Source organism: Algoriphagus sp. AGSA1 (assembly GCF_021390545.1).
Taxonomy (GTDB): Bacteria; Bacteroidota; Bacteroidia; order Cytophagales; family Cyclobacteriaceae; genus Algoriphagus.
Genome location: NZ_JAJUWR010000003.1, coordinates 72,024 through 90,870, shown reverse-complemented (window position 1 = coordinate 90,870; position 18,847 = coordinate 72,024). Strand labels below are relative to the sequence as shown.

Annotated in this window: 15 protein-coding genes; 6 read left to right on the top strand and 9 right to left on the bottom strand. The window is 41.8% G+C overall.

Going from position 1 to position 18,847, the window contains the following annotated elements:
- Positions 1-51: 51 nt before the first annotated feature.
- Both LZF95_RS02655 and LZF95_RS02650 read left to right on the top strand, forming a co-directional pair.
- Complete coding sequence (locus LZF95_RS02655) at positions 52-1,986, top strand: ABC-F family ATP-binding cassette domain-containing protein (protein ID WP_233753448.1); 1,935 nt, start codon at positions 52-54, stop codon at positions 1,984-1,986.
- A 40-nt stretch (positions 1,987-2,026) separates the two neighbouring features.
- The gene (locus LZF95_RS02650; protein WP_233753447.1) at positions 2,027-3,304 is read left to right on the top strand and encodes a DUF5103 domain-containing protein; all 1,278 of its coding nucleotides are present in this window, start codon (positions 2,027-2,029) and stop codon (positions 3,302-3,304) included.
- Positions 3,305-3,693: 389 nt separating this feature from the next.
- Here the strand turns inward: LZF95_RS02650 and LZF95_RS02645 are convergent, their stop codons facing one another.
- The 6 genes from LZF95_RS02645 to LZF95_RS02620 form a co-directional block, all read right to left on the bottom strand.
- On the bottom strand, positions 3,694-3,885 hold the full coding sequence (locus LZF95_RS02645; RefSeq protein WP_233753446.1) for a hypothetical protein: 192 nt from the start codon (positions 3,883-3,885) through the stop codon (positions 3,694-3,696).
- A gap of 425 nt (positions 3,886-4,310) precedes the next feature.
- A complete protein-coding gene (gene cas6 / locus LZF95_RS02640) occupies positions 4,311-5,201 on the bottom strand; it encodes a CRISPR-associated endoribonuclease Cas6 (protein WP_233753445.1) in 891 nt (296 codons plus the stop codon).
- Positions 5,202-5,297: 96 nt separating this feature from the next.
- Positions 5,298-6,395 (bottom strand): redox-regulated ATPase YchF, encoded by a 1,098-nt coding sequence (ychF, locus tag LZF95_RS02635; RefSeq protein ID WP_233753444.1) that lies wholly within the window; start codon positions 6,393-6,395, stop codon positions 5,298-5,300.
- Positions 6,395-7,489 (bottom strand): AI-2E family transporter, encoded by a 1,095-nt coding sequence (locus LZF95_RS02630; RefSeq protein ID WP_233753443.1) that lies wholly within the window; start codon positions 7,487-7,489, stop codon positions 6,395-6,397. Before LZF95_RS02630 ends, ychF begins: the two co-directional genes overlap by 1 nt.
- Positions 7,490-7,578: 89 nt before the next feature.
- The gene (locus tag LZF95_RS02625) at positions 7,579-7,908 is read right to left on the bottom strand and encodes a DUF3276 family protein (protein WP_233753442.1); all 330 of its coding nucleotides are present in this window, start codon (positions 7,906-7,908) and stop codon (positions 7,579-7,581) included.
- A 156-nt stretch (positions 7,909-8,064) separates the two neighbouring features.
- A complete protein-coding gene (locus tag LZF95_RS02620; protein WP_233753441.1) occupies positions 8,065-8,412 on the bottom strand; it encodes a 4Fe-4S binding protein in 348 nt (115 codons plus the stop codon).
- Positions 8,413-8,551: 139 nt separating this feature from the next.
- Between LZF95_RS02620 and LZF95_RS02615 the strand changes: the two genes are divergently transcribed.
- A complete protein-coding gene (locus LZF95_RS02615; RefSeq protein WP_233753440.1) occupies positions 8,552-9,559 on the top strand; it encodes an acyl-CoA reductase in 1,008 nt (335 codons plus the stop codon).
- A gap of 192 nt (positions 9,560-9,751) precedes the next feature.
- On the opposite strand, the gene LZF95_RS02610 is transcribed toward LZF95_RS02615, so the two are convergent.
- Entirely contained in the window at positions 9,752-11,530 is a 1,779-nt protein-coding gene (locus tag LZF95_RS02610; RefSeq protein ID WP_233753439.1) for a histidine kinase N-terminal 7TM domain-containing protein, read from the bottom strand.
- A gap of 58 nt (positions 11,531-11,588) precedes the next feature.
- Here LZF95_RS02610 and LZF95_RS02605 point away from each other — a divergent pair, with 58 nt between their 5' ends.
- From LZF95_RS02605 to LZF95_RS02595, 3 genes are all read left to right on the top strand, one after another.
- Positions 11,589-11,777 (top strand): hypothetical protein, encoded by a 189-nt coding sequence (locus LZF95_RS02605; RefSeq protein ID WP_233753438.1) that lies wholly within the window; start codon positions 11,589-11,591, stop codon positions 11,775-11,777.
- 59 nt (positions 11,778-11,836) lie between these two features.
- Positions 11,837-14,098, top strand: a complete 2,262-nt coding sequence (locus tag LZF95_RS02600) for an aconitate hydratase (protein WP_233753437.1) — start codon at positions 11,837-11,839, stop codon at positions 14,096-14,098.
- 437 nt (positions 14,099-14,535) lie between these two features.
- The gene (locus LZF95_RS02595) at positions 14,536-16,776 is read left to right on the top strand and encodes a hybrid sensor histidine kinase/response regulator (protein ID WP_233753436.1); all 2,241 of its coding nucleotides are present in this window, start codon (positions 14,536-14,538) and stop codon (positions 16,774-16,776) included.
- Here LZF95_RS02595 and LZF95_RS02590 read toward each other — a convergent pair.
- Together LZF95_RS02590 and LZF95_RS02585 are read right to left on the bottom strand one after the other, a co-directional pair.
- Entirely contained in the window at positions 16,764-17,702 is a 939-nt protein-coding gene (locus LZF95_RS02590; protein ID WP_233753435.1) for a tetratricopeptide repeat protein, read from the bottom strand. The genes LZF95_RS02595 and LZF95_RS02590 overlap by 13 nt on opposite strands.
- Positions 17,683-18,801: an AI-2E family transporter gene (locus tag LZF95_RS02585; RefSeq protein WP_233753434.1), complete on the bottom strand. Its 1,119-nt coding sequence runs from the start codon at positions 18,799-18,801 to the stop codon at positions 17,683-17,685. The genes LZF95_RS02590 and LZF95_RS02585 overlap by 20 nt, the downstream gene beginning before the upstream one ends.
- Positions 18,802-18,847 lie beyond the last annotated feature (46 nt).

The following is an 18,847-nucleotide window of genomic DNA, read 5'->3' as shown; positions in this document are numbered from 1 at the left end:
AATGTTTATGATTGAAAGGGTTATGAATGGGTTAATGGTTATTTTTGCGACATGTTATCAATTTCCAATCTCTCTTACTTTATCGGTGGGCGTCCATTGTATGAAAACGCCAACTTACATATAAAACCTAAGGACAAGATTGGCCTGGTGGGCCAAAATGGTACAGGAAAATCCACATTACTGAAAATCATCAACGGGGACTATCAGCCGAGTTCCGGAGAAGTCCAGAAGGCTAAGGACTGTACGATTGGCTTTTTAAACCAAGATCTGCTTTCTTATCAGTCTGATGACAGCATTTTGAGCGTAGCGTTGGCAGCTTTCAAGGAAACTCTGACACTTCAGGATGAGATTGAGGTGATTCTGAAAAAGATGGAGACCGATTATTCTGATGAGATGATCAATAGACTGGCTTTTCTTCAGGAAAGATTTGAGGCAAATGAAGGATATACCATCAAAGCAAAAGCAGAGGAGGTACTGGAGGGCATAGGCTTTAAATCCGCAGATCTGACAAAACCTCTAAGGACATTCTCTGGAGGATGGAGGATGCGGGTAATGCTCGCCAAGCTTCTGCTGGAAAAGCCATCGTTGCTTATGCTTGATGAACCTACCAACCACCTTGATCTCCCTTCTATAGAATGGGTGGAAAACTACATGAAGAACTATGAAGGTGCCGTGATAGTCGTCTCTCACGATCAGACTTTTTTGGATAACTGCATCAGCAGCACAGTCGAAGTTGCCAATCACACTTTGACGCTTTATTCTGGAAACTATTCTTTCTATAAGGAAGAAAAGAAAGAGCGGATGGAAATCCAGCAGAATGCCTATGAAAATCAACAGCAGATGATCAAGCAGACTGAAAAGTTCATCGAGAGATTTCGGGCTAAAGCCACCAAATCAAATCAGGTGCAGTCAAGGATCAAAGCGTTGGATCGAATGGACAAGGTACATGAAGTAGTGAATGATGAGGTCTCTGTCAATTTCAAATTTAAATTTTCCAAGCAATCCGGTCGGGACGTGGTGATTCTGGATAATATCTCGAAGGCTTATGGTGATAATGTCATTTTAAAAAACACTACTGCGAGAATCGAACGGGGAGATAAGATCGCTTTGATCGGTGCCAACGGTAAAGGTAAATCTACACTGCTGAGGATTATCGACGGTTCAGAGCCAGGGGTAAAGGGACGAACTGAAGGATACAATGTGATAAAATCTTTCTTTGCCCAACATCAGCTGGAAGCACTGACTTTGGACAATGAGATACTTCAAGAAATGGCCCAGGCAGGGAGCGGAAAGACTGAAATGGAGCTAAGAGGGGTTTTAGGCTGTTTCTTGTTTACCAATGAGGAAGTGTTTAAAAAAATAAAAGTGCTCTCCGGTGGTGAGAAATCAAGGGTGGCCTTGGCAAAAACGCTAATCTCTGAAGCTAATTTTTTGTTGCTGGATGAGCCTACCAACCATCTTGATTTTCAGTCTGTAAATATTCTGATTCAGGCACTTCAGCAATATGAAGGCACTTTTGTGACGGTCTCCCACGACAGGCATTTCATCAGAGGTGTGGCGAATAAAATCTGGTATATTGAGAATCATGAAATCAAAGAGTATCCTGGAACATACGCTGAATATGAAATATGGCGTGATAGACAACTTGCCCAGGCTCCAGAATCCAACCCATCAAAGCTAGATAAGAAGGAGAAGCCACCCAAGCCAAAACCTACTGTGAACAATCAGGAAGCTCTGGTGGCTAAGAAAGAGATTCGGAAACTTGAAGAGGAATTGGAACGCGTGGAGAAGGAAGTGGAAAAGTTGGAGGAGAAAAAACTGGATTTAGAAAGTAAAATGGCTGACCCTGAACTATACGCCAGAGAGGAAGAGGCTCAGGAAACCCAGGAAAATTACCAAGCACTGCAAGCTAAGTTGAAATCGTCCAATGAGCAGTGGGAGGCTTTGGTGGATAAAATTTCTTCTTTACAGGAAGTCCTTCAGTAGAAAAATCTGGATTTGGTCTTCATTTTGCCTATTTTTCAGGATGAAGACCAAATCCCTACTTATTTCTTTTTTGCTGTGCTTTTTTGCTATTGTTCAGCTTTTTGGCCAGGAACTAGAAGATAAAGTTTACAAAGATCATATCCAGTCGGTCAGACTTTTCCCCGCAGGAGTGGCATTTGATTCCTCTACAGATTCCCCTGCAATACCGATAAACTCAGCAAAGCCTTTAGTCTTATTGTTCGATGATCTGGCCTTCGATCCAGAGCTATACACTGTTAAGCTGGTCCACTGTGATGCGGACTGGCAAAAATCCCAGCTGAAAGACAATGATTTCACGCTCACCTACAATGAATTCAATATTCAGGACTATACATACTCAGTCAATACCCGGATTCCTTACATACATTATAGGTTTGAACTTCCCAATGTTACTAAATCCGGTAATTACATTCTAAAAGTTTATCGGCAGAGAGACGAGGCTGATATGATTCTGACCAAACGGTTTATGGTTTATGAAGATATCTTCCAGATAGGTGCGACGGTAGTACCTCCATCTCGGACGGCTGATAGAAATACCTCCCAGCAAATCAATGTAGCGGTGAATTATTCGGCAGGGGAGGTGGCAAACCCTGATGGACAGATCAAGATATATATAAGACAAAATCAACGCTGGGATAATGTCAGGCTTCTTGCCAAGCCAACATTCATGAATGAGAGTTCCAAAACACTCCGTTACGAATCTTTTGATGGTAGCAATACATTCGATGCCAGCAATGAGTTTCGTTTTGTGGACTTGAGGTTTATAAGGGCAAATGGTGTAAACGTAGCTAATATACGGGTGGAATCAGATGTGATTTTTGCTGACGGAAGTATAGATAAGCCCAGGCCTGTAACTGCCTACTCACAATACTTGGACCTGAACGGACAATACATCGTAGAGACTAAGGATAGACCAGGGGGCAATCCCGAAGTGGAAAGTGAATATATGCTTATGACATTTAGACTGGCAATAGAAAAGAGTCCACAATCTATTTATCTTGTGGGAGCTTTGACCGATTGGGGAGATGCTCCTGAAGCAAAACTTGAATGGGAACCTGAAATGGGGGTTTATACCACGTCTCTTCTAGCTAAACAAGGATGGTATGACTATCAGTATGCCTATAAAGAAAATGGTCAATTTGTTACCCAGCCATTCGAAGGCAGCTATTTTGAAACAGAAAATGAGTATGAGGTATTGGTTTACTTCAGGAATTTGGGTTCACGCTATGATCAGCTAGTAGGATATATTTATCTGCATCCTAACCGTAGAAGACCGTGAAATAGAGGGGGTACGGTTACAGGATAGATCCATATCCATATGGTTTTGGGGTTAAGCAAGGCAGTATTCACCTGTCATTTCGAGACTTAATGTTTGGTTGCCAACCGCACAAAATCGGAATGACGTTGTAATGTCATTCCGATCCGCCGCGGCGGAGAAGAGAACTATAGGGATGCTATATTCATCACAATTCCCAAACATATCATTGGTAAAAAGATGGTAATGTTCATTCTTTCTTTGGTTTACTTTTGAAAAATCGATACTTCGACTTTCTTCAGCAGAAGGGATCGAGTGCCAAAGCGGGCCAGGCGCTAGCGTTTAGATAAGCTTAAGATGTTTTCACGGATCAGTCTGAATATCTGGAGTGGGATCGATGTTTGATTAGGTAGTTAACTTGTGTTGGATTCCATAGCAACCAAGCCAACATAGTTTTTACCAGAGCTATAGGAATCCCCACCTCTAGGAGTGCCCCAGGATTTACCGATCGTGCCCTTGGCACTCTTGGCGAATTCATTCGGTTTCCCCAACCCTGAATTTCGCTTAGCTACATTAAGGGCGGTTACCTGTTGTGCCTTTGGCACAAACGCTTAAATCAACTCATTTCCTGCGAAATAATTTTCCTTGCCAAAGGCAAGGCCTGTATATGCCCAGAATGCAATTCTGGGTTAAGGATATAGTTTATATGATTTTCAGAGTGCCAACGGCACGATCAGTAGTGTAAAGGTATTTGTGATCAGCCCGACAACATGAATAGGTCATAGGGCAGTTGGCTGTCGTGTAGGCTATACAGTGAGCAAAAGCACATTGCACAAAAAACAGGTTCTTCATTCTAGGGAAATGAAGGAGGGTATTGGGAAAATTAAAAGCTTATTCATACAAATTTTCACAGCTCACTGTCAAATGAATCCCCAACTTTTTGGACTGATCCGTTTTCACTGCTTTGCCTGCAGCAAACAATGTGACATTAAAGCAAAAATCCCTTCCGAACAATCGGAAGGGATTTTTATTAAGATTCCTCTGAAGAAGAATCAATGTCTTCGTCAGCTGGAGGGGCTACATTTTCACGAACCCGCTCACTTGGCTTATAAGGGACAAAGCCTTCTCTTTTGAATTTATAAGTGCTTGTTCTTGGGCCAGGGGGATGATTGGCCAAATCCAGCATACCAAAGCCCTTATGGGTAAATGCCCCTAGTCCGCATTTGAACACGAAGTCCTGTACTTCCGGTGCTGCATACAAGGTAATCGGAAGGGTGTATCCTCTTACTTCATATTTCACATCCATGTCATACACTGCATAGATTCTTGCAAATTTCTTTTGGGCTTCCTTCAATTTGTTTACATAAACCATGTCAGGAACTACCTGGAACTTGTAGAAAGTTTCCATTTGCTCGGCAGTGTACCATCCTGATCGCTCCATTCTGGTAAGCGTGGATTCATAAAGTAGATCTGAAAACTCATCGCTGTCGGGGTTGATGAATCGCTTTCCTGCTTCTTCATTGAAAGCAGGGGTGATCAATACCAATGGGGAAATACAAACAAATTTGTTTGAGGTTTCCAAGACAGGCTCGACTTCGATTTCAGTGTACTCTGGAACCAATATCAGGTTTCCGAGCTCGATTTTAGGTGTGGCAAATACCTGTTCTAGCAGATAGTCCATGAAGTCTTCGCTCTGGGAAGACAATACCAGGGTAACTAAGCTGGAATAGTAATGCAATCCACTTCTACTCACTTTGGTCTGACCTTTCAGGCCAGAAAAGTTGAAGTAGTTGTAATTGTAAAACTCTTCTCTTCCACCTTTGACGATTAATCCTTTGAGGAATTGGGCCAAGATGTACTGGTGATGGAACGGTAAGTACGAACCTTTGTTTTTTAGGGAAAATATTAGTCTAACTCTCACGGTGAATTAAAAATAAAATGAGACAATCAATAAGATAAAACTGTAACGTTTGGGTGAATAAGCAATTACAAAATTATCATTTTTTTTTAGAAATTATTACACATTGAACCTAAAATGCATAATATCACCATCCTGAACCACATATTCTTTTCCTTCGATGGCGATTTTTCCATTTTCTCTACAGGCGGCTTCTGTTTTGAACTTCTGATATTCAGCAAGTTTGATCACTTCGGCCTTAATAAACCCCCTTTCGAAGTCAGTGTGGATCACTCCTGCGGCGGCTGGAGCTTTCCATCCTTTTTTGATGGTCCAGGCTCTTACTTCCTGAACTCCTGCGGTGAAATAGGTTATCAGGTCCAATAATGAATACGCTCCTGAGATCAATTTGTTTAAGCCACTTTCTTCCAGGCCATATTCTCCCAGAAACATTTCCTTCTCTTCAGGGTCATCAAATTCAGCTATTTGGGCTTCTATCGCTGCACAAAGGACGATTACTTCGGCATTCTCGTCCTTCACTTCTTCGCGAAGCTTGTCCACATATTGATTGCCTGTTTTCAGATTTTCCTCGTCTACGTTAGCTACGTAGATCACAGGCTTGATAGTCAGTAAATGAAGGTCACGTACTGCTTCCAGATCTTCTTTATCCACATCTACTGAGCGGGCATTTTTGCCGTCTATCAGCGCCTTTTTGAAAAGCAAAAGGGTTTCCAGTTCTTTTTTGGCTTTGGAATCTCCGGATTTAGCTGTTTTTTCAGATTTCTGGATCTTCTTCTCCACAGATTCCAAATCTTTCAGCTGAAGCTCAGTATCTATGACTTCTTTATCGAAGATGGGATCTACACCACCTGCTACATGGACGATGTTTTCATCATCGAAGCACCTGATCACATGGATAATAGCATCCACCTCCCGGATGTTTGCAAGGAATTTATTCCCCAAGCCTTCACCTTTACTGGCACCTTTCACTAGACCGGCGATATCTACAAATTCTATCACTGTCGGTAGTACCCGATGTGGATTCACTAGATCCGCGAGGATTTTCAATCTCTTGTCCGGTACGGTGACTACACCCACGTTTGGCTCAATAGTACAGAAAGGGAAATTAGCAGCTTCCGCTTTTGCACTGGAGAGGGCGTTAAACAGAGTGGATTTCCCTACGTTCGGGAGTCCTACAATGCCACATTGTAATGCCATTAATTCGTTATTTTGTTATTAAATATTCTATAAGATTTATACCCCATATAGAACTCCATAATGAATACTCTAAAGATGGTGTAAACAGGTATCGCTAAGATCATTCCGACTACTCCGGCGATTTTTGCCCCGGCAAAGATAACAACAAATATTTCAAGGGGATGCGCTTTCACAGATTTTGAAAAAATCATAGGCTGTAGGAGCAGGTTATCGGTCACCTGTACCAGTGCGAATACCGAAAGAATCTTTATAATTAGATAGTTAAGTTCTGTGTTGTTCTCAAATGTCCCTGAGGACACTCCCACTATGATACCAAATGTAGCGCCTAGCAAAGGGCCTGCATAGGGAATCAAATTTGCTACTGCTGCAAATAGAGCTATGGTCAAGGCATATTCCACACTCATAATAGTAAGCCCGAAACTGGCCAGGGAGAAAACGGCCAGCATTTGCAGTAGTAGGCCAGACAGGTAGTTGGACAATAGTTTTTCTACTTTGGTAAAGGTGGCTACAGAAAGTTCGAAATAAGGGTTTGGGATCAGGTTTAGTAGATTTCTCCGCAGCAATCCATTTTCCAGAAGAAGGAAAAAACTTATGAATGCAATGGCCATGATACCGATGAACAAGCTACTTGTAATATTGATCACTCCCCCTATGAAAGAGGTGAAGTCGAAACCTTTGATCATATCGATCATTGTGGATTTCATCCGGCCAAATAAATACCCGGGATTGGTGTCAAGAAGTTCGTGTCGGATAAGAAACCCTTCCACCCGGGATATAGGAATCTGGATTTGCTCATAAATGCCGTTAAGATCCAGGTCGCTGAGAACGATGATCTGATTATTAATCAACGGGAAAAACAAAAAGCCAAGCAACACCAGCAATAAAACTATGGCGGAATAGGAGAGGAGAACCGCAAGCCATCTGGGCACATGCTGACCTAAAACATGAAAATCATTGAGGTGGTTGGTAAGGGGTCTTAATAGTGCCGCGAGAATTAATGAGATGATCAGATAAAGAGTGATATTGGAGAAATACCATCCAAATAGCATAAAAGCTGCTATGAAAAGGACGAAGTAAATAAAAAGACGCTGCATATTCTGGAATGAAAAGAGGAGACATTTCTGTCTCCTCTAATATACTGTTTCTCTTATTTTAAACTAGAACCTCTACTAAACTAATTGCATTAATCCCATTTCAGTTCGTCGTTGTATTCTGATTCGGATTCTTCTCTTTCATATTGCTCAAAATCCACATCCGGTAATAATTCATTTTTCACATGATCTACCGCTTCATTAAGCGCTTCTGTAAACTTGAAAAAATCCTCCTTGTAAAGAAAGATTTTGTGCTTCTCGTAGGTGAAGGTTTCGCCGTTTATCTTTCTCTTACTTTCGGTAATAGTCAGATAATAATCGTTTGAGCGAGTCGATTTTACGTCAAAAAAATACGTTCTTTTACCTGCTTTTACTTTTTTAGAGAAAATTTCCTCTCTGTCATATCCTCTTTGATCGTCCACAATTCTTTATGTTATAAGTATAAGGTTGTATAAAATTCGACCTAAGATAAAACAATTAGACCCGAGAATTCAAATCAGAGCCTTATTATTTTACTCTTTGGACGTTTTTTTATTCTGTTTTATTGTTAGTTGGGGGAAAAACCCACAGATTAAGACTTATTCTCCATGCATCATCGCCTTTTTAGCGAGCAGTTCTTCTTCTGTCTCACGGTGATCTGGATCATCTACACAGCAATCCACAGGGCATACCGCCGCACATTGAGGTTCCTCATGGAAGCCATTGCACTCGGTACATTTGTCGGTAACTATATAATAGAATTCATCTGATACAGGATCCTGCTTCTCATTTCCGTCCACTACTGTGCCGTCCTCTAGGGTAACTTCTTTCAAACTGGTACCGCCACCCCAAGTCCACTCTACTCCACCTTCATAGATAGCAGTGTTTGGGCATTCTGGTTCGCATGCACCGCAGTTGATGCATTCGTCGGTGATCATTATAGCCATAACTTCAATTGTTTAAAGACCAAAAGTAATAACCATAAAACTGTAAGGCAATAAAAAAGTTGTCACACTAACTAATTTAATTCGATTCTAAGGTTGCTTGTTTTCAAAAAGCCTAAATTTGTCCCATTAATCACATAACATGAATCCATCAGAACGTATTTCAGCATTTGTAAAACTGGGTGAAGCTATTAAGACACTTGGTGCCGATGAGAGGGAGGAACTGCTCTGGAGAGCTGAAAACAATAATAGCTGGTTTTCCGCAAACTCAGTAGAAGCAGCGCTAGAAGGGGTTGCGTTTATGCTTTCACCCGACAAATTGGCTGCCTGGTTGGAAGGGTATGATTTGCAGAAGGTAGATCGCCCCAAGTCTGTCGGGCTAATGCTCGCTGGGAATATCCCGGCGGTTGGGTTCCATGATCTGATGTGTGTGGTGCTTGCAGGGCATCAGGCCGTGATTAAGTTGAGTTCTTCCGACGAAGTCCTGATGAAATGGATTATTAAAACCCTGATTGGGATTGACTCCAGACTTGCGGAACGGATTCGCATAGAGGAGATGTTGAAAGGGATGGATGCCTATATTGCTACAGGGAGCGATAATTCTTCCCGTTATTTCAATTATTACTTTGGCAAATATCCCCATATGATCAGACAAAACAGGGTCTCGGTGGCTGTGTTAAGCGGAGAGGAGACCGTGGAGGATTATGTTCGGTTGGGCAAGGATATTTTTCAGTACTATGGCTTGGGGTGCAGAAATGTTTCCAAGATTTTCCTTAAATCTGTAAATCAACTCCAGGCTTTACTCGACGCATTGGAAATTTATGCGCCTATCGGTGCTCATCACAAATACCACAACAATTACGACTATAATAAGTCGATTTATTTGGTGAACCTAGAGGAACATCTGGATAATGGGTTTTTATTGTTGAAGGAAAGCAAAGAGCTGGCATCTCCTATATCGGTCCTCTTTTATGAACTCTATGAAGATGAAAAGCAATTGTCAGAGAGACTCGAAGGAGTGAAAGAGAAAATCCAGTGCATAGTTGGCAAAGGGCCGGGGCGTGTTCCATTTGGCTCAGCTCAGAATCCTGAACCATGGGAATATGCCGATGAAGTGGATACAATGGCTTTTTTACTTAGGGATTGCTGAAAAACAGCTCGCATGAAAAATGGTTAATCATATGAAATCGAGCATGTCGCAGGCGACACACAAAGGGATGATTATCTACTATGCGAGATTCCATGTACCTATGAAAATCAAAAATAAACACATGAAATGATAGCTTTTTATCTATTGCTGACGTTTTTCAGCATGCCCTACTTAGTCTGGGGTAAGTAGGGTTCAAGCCAGTTCTTTTTTGTTGATTTTAGGGAGTCTAATACAAAATAGAGTGCCTTTGCCTTCCTCTGAATTTACCTCTAGCTTACCCTTGTTTTTTTTTATGTACTCATTCACTAGAAGGAGGCCCAGTCCAGTTCCTGATTCGTTGTTCTGCCCCGTAGTTGTAAATGAAATTCCTCCACGTATTTTAGAGAGGTTTTCGCTAGGGATTCCTTTGCCAAAATCTTCTATGGAAATCTTGATGAAATCCTGGTCATCCTGGGTACTTATCTTGATTTTACTTCCCTGAGGGGAAAATTTGATGGCATTGTTAATGATGTTCCGGAGAACCAGTTCTATCATGTTTTTATCAGCCATTACCATTGATTTGGCCTCAGGGAAAATTTCTATGGTTATTTTCTTTTCGTTTGCGATTCTTTCCAGTATTCCCTTTTGCTGTATTAGAATCTTATGAGCATCAAATTCCTGAAACTGGACTGTTTCTCCGCTTCTTAATTGGGAACTGGACCAGGCAAGTAGATTTTCAAGCAAAAGTGCGACCTGCTCCAAGTTTCTAGATACCTCGGGAAGCATTTCTATAAATTCATCTTTGGAGATCAAGCCTGTATTGGTATGATAGATAAGTTCTTTTATACCAAAAACAGGCCCCTTGAGATCATGGGAGATGATGCTGAAGTATTTGTCTTTTAGATTGTTTAATTGCTGTAGTTCCGAAGCTTGGTCTTTTAGTTTTTGATTAATAGCTTGTTGTTCGGTGATATCATCAAAAAGTAAGATCAATCCAGAAGCCACTTCCTTTTTATCCACAAGTGGAATCGCCTCTATTCTTAGGATTCTTTCTTTTTCTCCAAAAACAGTATGGCATTCTATCGTAGCAGCTTTTTGCTGGGCTATTAGATCCAGGATGTCTCCGTGGTTTTTGAAAATAGCGTCTGCCTTGGAAGCAACTTTGATTTTTTTCAGGCTTGGCGAATAGGATGAGATGAAAGCAGGATTAAAGTCAACAATTTTGTGTTCGGAATCAAGTACCAATACCCCTTTGGTAATTGCTTCCATTACTTTATTTCTGGCAATTGGCTTTAGACTGAAAAGCTGGTACTTGAGGACAGCAAAACCTAATACCAAATAAGTAAGCAAAAAAGAAAATGGGGTGAGGTCTATGACTTCGTAAGGTCTGAAGAGATGGGTCTGGTAGAATAGATTGAAAACCAAGGGGAACAAGCCCGCAGAAAGCATGATCCTGGTTTGGGTCTTGAATAGAGGGTCTGAGTACTTGAACCTTTTCCAAATAATAAAGCTACCTAACCCGTAGGCGAAATAGATATAAAATAAATTCACTAGATACCATGGGCCGATTTCTATTTTTGCAGTAGGAAAAGGGCCTGTACTGATCACTTTGACTGATTCATAATAGAAGTAGTGATAATCATTGGTAATGACCAAGATATAGGTGATGACCGGGATCAGCAGTATCAGTCCCAGCAGCAGTCCTGGTTTGTTTGATTTGTAGCTGGTGTATTTCAGACTGAATATCAGCCAGCATGGGGCTAGGAACGCAATGCCCAGGTATTCGAGTTTCAAAAGTGCCATCATCGCCACCAAGGTGGAGACACTGAGTTCCAATCCATAGAAAAAACCCCAAATGGCCGCGCATAGCATAGTCATGGCTATCCACCGCGTAGCATCTTCAATTTTTATTGCGATATAAAGGGACATCCCCCCGACCAGCAGTCCTGATAGTAGGAGAGAGACAGAAAATGGATTGAAAACAAGTTCCATTCAGCGCAGATCTGGGGAGTGGTTTTACAATGTGCAATTTAGGTATTATTTAGGTGTGATGAGGACTGATTTTTATCATGGCTTTGGAGAGAGCCTTGCAGCAAGTGATCAGGAGGATGATTTAAATGTGGTACAGACCGTTTTTCTGAATCATCTGCCACCCAGCGGAACTGATGAGAGTAAAATGGTTTTAAATAAGGAACAGCTTATCCTATATGGGGTGTTTGGTTACAAATTATTGAGCTAACTTCCTATATTTGCACTCCATAAAAATCGAAACTTTTACCAAACAAAAAACCTTATACAATGGCTTTTGATATTGAAATGATCAAAAAAGTGTATGCCAGATACCCTGATCGTATCGCTGCGGCCCGCAAGGCTGTGGGGCGTCCACTTACTTTGACAGAAAAGATTCTTTACGCACACTTGAGCGAAGGCGCCGCTTCGCAGTCATTTAGCAGGGGTGTTTCTTACGTTGATTTTCAACCGGATCGGGTTGCAATGCAAGATGCCACCGCCCAGATGGCTTTATTGCAATTTATGCAGGCTGGCAAAAGTCAGGTAGCTGTTCCATCCACAGTTCACTGTGATCACTTGATCCAGGCTGAAGTAGGTGCAGACCAGGATTTGATCAAAGCCAAAGATAAAAACAAGGAAGTTTATGATTTTTTAGCTTCAGTATCCAATAAATATGGGCTGGGGTTTTGGAAGCCTGGGGCAGGTATTATCCACCAGGTAGTGCTGGAAAACTACGCTTTCCCCGGAGGTATGATGATAGGGACTGATTCCCATACCCCGAATGCCGGTGGTTTGGGAATGGTGGCTATCGGAGTAGGTGGTGCCGATGCCTGCGATGTGATGGCAGGTCTTCCTTGGGAGCTGAAGTTCCCAAAATTGATCGGGGTAAAGCTTACAGGCAAGCTGTCTGGCTGGACATCTGCCAAGGATGTGATCTTAAAAGTAGCCGGAATTCTTACTGTAAAAGGTGGTACAGGTGCTATCGTTGAATATTTTGGAGAAGGAGCCAGATCTTTATCCGCAACAGGAAAAGGAACAATCTGCAACATGGGGGCAGAGATCGGGGCTACTACTTCGATTTTCGGTTACGATGAGAAATCTGCCGCTTATTTGGCTTCTACTGAAAGAGCCGATGTGGCTGAACTGGCTAATGGAATCGCCGAGCATCTGACTGGTGACGAAGAAGTATATGCAAATCCTGCTACTTACTTCGATGAAGTAATAGAAATCAACCTTTCTGAGCTTGAGCCTCATGTAAATGGTCCGTTCACTCCAGATCTGGCCTGGCCGATCTCTAAATTTGCTGCTGCTGTTAAAGAAAACGGTTGGCCTGCGAAACTGGAAGTAGGATTGATAGGTTCGTGTACAAACTCTTCTTATGAGGACATTTCCAGAGCTGCTTCACTAGCGCAGCAGGCAGTAGATAAAAAACTTGTTGCCAAATCTGAATATACCATTACCCCGGGATCTGAGCAGGTCCGTTTCACTGTGGACAGAGATGGTTTCTTGGATACTTTTGGCCAAATGGGCGGTGTGGTGTTGGCAAATGCCTGTGGCCCATGTATCGGGCAGTGGGCTCGTCATGGAGCTGAAAAACAGGAAAAAAACTCCATTATCACATCTTTCAACAGAAACTTTGCAAAGCGTGCGGATGGTAATCCAAACACACACTCGTTTGTAGCTTCTCCTGAAATTGTAACAGCCTTGGCAATCGCGGGTGACCTGACTTTCAACCCTATGACCGATAGTCTGATCAATGAAGAAGGTGTGTCAGTGAAGTTGGATGAGCCCTCAGGACTGGAATTGCCCATAAAAGGATTTGCAGTAGAAGATGCCGGATATCAAGAGCCTGCGGAAGATGGGTCAAAGGTATCTGTTGTAGTAAATCCTTCTTCAGACCGTCTTCAATTGTTGGATTCATTTAAGCCTTGGGAAGGGGTAGATCTTAAAGGTCTCAAACTTCTGATCAAAGCTAAAGGAAAGTGTACCACCGACCATATCTCTATGGCTGGCCCTTGGTTGAGGTTCCGAGGTCACTTGGACAATATCTCTAACAATATGCTGATAGGCGCGGTGAATGCATATACGGATGCTACAAACTCAGTTAAGAATCAATTGACCGGGGTGTATGGTGAAGTGCCGGCCACTCAGCGTGACTATAAAGCAAACGGAATAGGATCTGTTGTGGTCGGTGATGAAAACTATGGAGAAGGCTCCTCTAGGGAACATGCTGCTATGGAGCCTCGATTCCTCGGAGTCCGTGCTATTTTGGTTAAGTCTTTTGCCAGAATCCACGAGACTAACCTTAAGAAACAAGGTATGCTTGCATTGACCTTCGCTGATCCTGCTGACTATGATTTGGTTCAGGAGGATGATTCTATAGATATCGTTGGATTGACATCATTTGCACCTGGTAAGCAGCTACAGGTAGTGCTCAACCACACAGATGGGTCTTCTGACACCATACAAGTGAACCATACTTATAATGAAGGTCAGATCGAATGGTTCAAAGCTGGATCAGCATTGAATCTGATCAAAGCTAAAGCATAAGATATATATTATAATGTTTTTAAGCCGTGGCGAATTCTCGTTGCGGCTTTTTTATTGCCCCAATTTAGTGGGATGATTTCGAGAAACTCAGAATTGGCAAAGAGGTATTCTGTGTTTCTTCCCAATAAAGAAATCAACGAATATGAAGAAAGGCTGGAGGAAGTAGCTCTCGGTTATACCAGGTACCTGAACGGTCACTGTATAAAACTACAGGGGAACCTAGGGTATGTTTGGCGAAATGGTCTAATGAATACTGCAACTATTCACGACTACTGGCTTGCAACTTTTCAAGTAGATTTGGGAATTAATAGTTATTATTTATAATACGTATTATTTGGTATAAAATACAAAATACTGTATTTTTGAAGCTGTGATGGTTCGTTTGAACCCGGTGATTCTTGGAGAATTGCCCACCATTCTATGCAAGCAGCTTATCCATGCAAGAAAAAGGCATCAACAGCACGTTTAAAAAACTGATCTACGAGTCAGCAGAAATGGTGTTTCTTACAGATGATAGCTATCCCTATTCTATTTTTTATTCAAATCAATCCTTTGAAGATCATATAGGTGGAAGTTTGGATGACAGAAGTCTTGTAGGCATGGGGATGGAGATAAGTGATTTCATTTTCAGTGAGGAAGTGAGATTTTCTTATGCAGGGAATGAATTCGACTTTCAAATTGAACTGCCACAAGACAGCTCAGTAAACTATTTTTTATTCTATAAAGGAGAAAAGGTAAGAAATCATGGGCTTCCTACGAAAAGGGAACTTGAGCTGTTTTTGATGGAATCCGCAGAGGCACAGTTTGTTTTAAAGCCTGAAGGTGAGGTCTTTTTTGTCAATAAGGAAGCATTGAAGCTTTTTGGGGTGAGCAATAAAGAGAGGTTTAGCCATTTCAGGGAGATTGAGCCTTATTTTGAAGATTCCAAGCAATGGGGATTTTGGATCAATGAAGCTATAGCTAATCCTGTTCCCCATAGATTTTCATCCATTCTTCGCCTTTCACCGGATCTTCATCTTGAACTGGAAGTGGTCGCAAAGCAAGTGAAACTGGATTCAAATCAGTATATAATTTTTTCATTGAAAAACATCCCGGAAAAGACCACGCTTGAAAAAAAACTGGTGGATAGCAGCCAATTCTTAATGAACCTCACCGAGCAGGTTCCGGGAGGGCTGTACCAGCTTGTACTAGACAGTAAGGGAGAAATGAGCTTTTCATTCCTTTCTAAGGGAATAGCTCTGGTGTTAGGACTGAGTCCAGAAGAGATGGAAAATATCACGGATATATCCACGGCAATGTCCAGGATCCATCCGTTGGATTTACCCCAGGTGGTCACTTCCTCGATAGCATCAGCTAAAAAGCAGGAACCATGGCAGTGCCAGTTCAGGGTGAAACCCGATCCCGATAAGGATGAGTATCGGTGGCTTTTAGGCACTGCGCGGCCTCAAACACTTAATAATGGCGATATGGTTTGGTATGGATACTTGACTGACATCAGTAGGCAGAAAGAGTTTGAGGCTTCGCTGGATGAGTCCAGAAAAGCAGCGGAAAGGACAAACCAGATTAAATCTGATTTTCTTTCCATGATCAGTCATGAACTCCGGACACCGCTGAATGCTATCTCTGGATCCACTTATACCTTACTGAATGACCATCCTCAAGTCCATCAGAAATCAGAATTGGACACCATCAATTTTGCGGTGGATAATCTGATCATTATGATCAATGATTTACTTGATTTTCAGAAAATAGAAGCCGGAAAATTGACTATTGAAAAATCCCCTCTCCAGCTGAAATCTTTTATTAAGCAATTACTTAAAGGGCTATCATTTCATGCGAGTGACAGCAACAATAAATTAGAAGCATCGCTCTCAGATGGATTGGACATCACGGTATTAGGAGATAAAACCCGTTTGTCCCAAATTTTGAACAACCTGATAACCAATGCGCTTAAGTTCACCAAGGATGGGGAAGTGAAGGTGACGGTAAACTTACTTGAAAAAGTAAACGGGAGGGTAAGGGTGTATTTTGAAGTCAGTGATAATGGAATAGGGATCGCACCGGAGCACCAGGAGAAAATTTTCAGGGATTTCGATCAGATAAAACCAACTTTCAGTTCAAAGTATGGTGGAACTGGCCTAGGGCTGTCGATTACCAAAAAGCTATTGAACCTAATGGGAGGTAATATTGAACTGGAATCAACCTTAAATGTAGGTAGCCGGTTCTTTTTTGACCTGGAATTTGAAGTGGCTGAAGATCAGAGGGGAAGTTCCGGCAATGAGGTGGAATATCCTGATGCCGTTTTACCGCTCAATCTGCTTATGGCTGAGGACAACGACGTGAACGCGTTGGTTCTGGGAAAAATCATATCGAAATGGGGTTTTACCTTCGAACGCGCCAGGAATGGTGCAGAGGCAGTGGCCGCGGCTAAAAAATCATCCTTTGATTGCATTTTGATGGATTTACAGATGCCGGAAATGAACGGGTTTGATGCCACGCTTGCCATCAAACAGGTTTCTGATGTTCCGGTTATCGCACTTTCAGCTGTTGCCAGACTAGAAGTTAAGGACCGTATCGAGGATTGCGGTTTTGATGGATTTGTTTCCAAACCGATTGATGCCAATGAATTAAGGAAAATGATTCTCGAAATTATACTTGAGCGAAATCATAGCTCCTGAGCCATTTTCAAATATTCTGCCACCAACTCCATATCAGGATACTTTTGATTCAATTCCGTCAAATACTGCAAGGCGGAGACCCTATCACCTCGCATCACATAGTATATCCCTTTGTTTCTTAATGCATAAGGGTTTTTGGGATCCATTTTGATACTTTGGTTGATAAGCTCAAGTCCTGCTTCTTTTTGGTCTAAAAAGAGTAGGTACAACCCCTTGTTATTATAAAAATATGCTTGGCTTTTGTCCAGTGATATGGCTTTCTCAACTGCGTTAATGGCTTCTGGGTATTTTTTTTCCTCAAAATAGATCATTGACCTGAGGTTGTGCAGGTTGGGTTCCATGGGATTAAGAGTCATGGCACTGTCAAGAATCTCTTTTGATCCTTCGTAGTCCTTGATGTAATAGAGGATAGTGGCCTGGTTGACAATAAGGTCCGAGTTTTCCGGATTAATTTGGGATGCTTTTTCGAAGGCCTTTAAGGCTTCCGGCAAATTCTTCAATTTTTCTTCAACCAACCCGGTCAGGAAATGGCTTTTCCAGTTTTGGTCGTCGAGTTGTATTAGTTTGGAAGCATCCTCCCTGGCTTTGTAGAATTCACCGTTGTCCAGATAATTTAACCCCCGTTGAAAAAAAGCTTCATAATAACCAGGTTTGTATCTGATAGCTAGATTGAGGTCAAGGATACTTTCACTAATTTGATTGAGCTGATTATGTGCAAGTGCCTTATTAAAATATGCCTCCGAAAAGGTGGAGTCGATTTTCAAAGCTTCCCTATAGAAACCCATCGCACTTTTAGGGTCATTTTCCTCCATTTTTTCATTGCCTTTTAGGAGAAACCTGCCTTTTTTACTTTCATCGGAATCACAAGAAAATGAAGAATAGGCGATGAATAATGCTAAAAATAAATTAATCGTTTTCTTTTTCATGTTGTTCTTCAGACTCTTCTTGTATGGATTCTTCCTTATCTTCTTCCTTTTCCTCTCCGAGTAACAGGGCAAATGGGCGAGTAGAATCACTCAAGTCAAATATTTCCCTCAAGATTGCCATCATAGGGATGATCAGGATCATTCCGGCCACTCCCCAGATTGTACCCCCGATGATCAGACCTAGAAATGTGATAAAGGCATTTAGGTTCACATTTCCGCCTACAATTTTCGGGGTAAGAAAATTCCCCTCGATCATTTGAATTATCTGATAGCTGACAAGTACCCCTACCGGGTAGAATAAACTGTCCTTGGTGAGGAAAGAATAAACCATCGGCAACATGGCTCCAAAGAATGGGCCTACGTAAGGTATAATATTCAGCATAGCTCCCAGGGTACCGAAAAACACGGCGTGTTTTATGCCCAGCAATGAGAAAGCCGTAATGTTGAGTATTGCTAAAATCCCCATTACTTTTACCACCCCTACGATATAGTTGAGTATGACTTTGCGAAGGCTGACTATTCTTGTTTTTACCAGCTCTGGATCCTTGTCTTTATAAATATGGATCAGCACATTGGTCAGGTGATTTCTATACAATAGAAAGAAAAACATGAAAACCGGGATTAGTACCAAACCAGTGAGAGACCCTACTGTTTTTAAGGCAAAATCGCCTATACTTGAACTGTTTTCTGTCAGCAGATTCTTTAAATAATCCGTATTCGCTTTTTCAGCTATCGCCGCGTCATAAGAGAAAGTGTCCATGACCCAGGTGTCAATATCGACTGCATAGGCAACCAGTTTTCCTGAGACATCATCAAAATCCTTGGTGAAATTTGCCACATTCCCGATGATAAACGTCAACAGCCCCCCAACCAGCGCAATCATCAAGAGTAATGAGATGATGCAGGAAAGGATCCTTGGGGTTTTTTTCGTTTCCAGCCAGATCGACAAGGGTGTGAATAAGATCGCGAAGAAACCACCCATAAATAATGGGACAAGTAAACTCTTCCCGACAATGAGAAAAAACACCAGCACAATAATGAATACCATTACCGACAGAGCCTTTAAGTAGGCAGGAAGTTGCAAAGCTGACGTTTTCATCAGGATAAGGGCTTATTATATAGTACGATTCAATTTATAGTCGAGT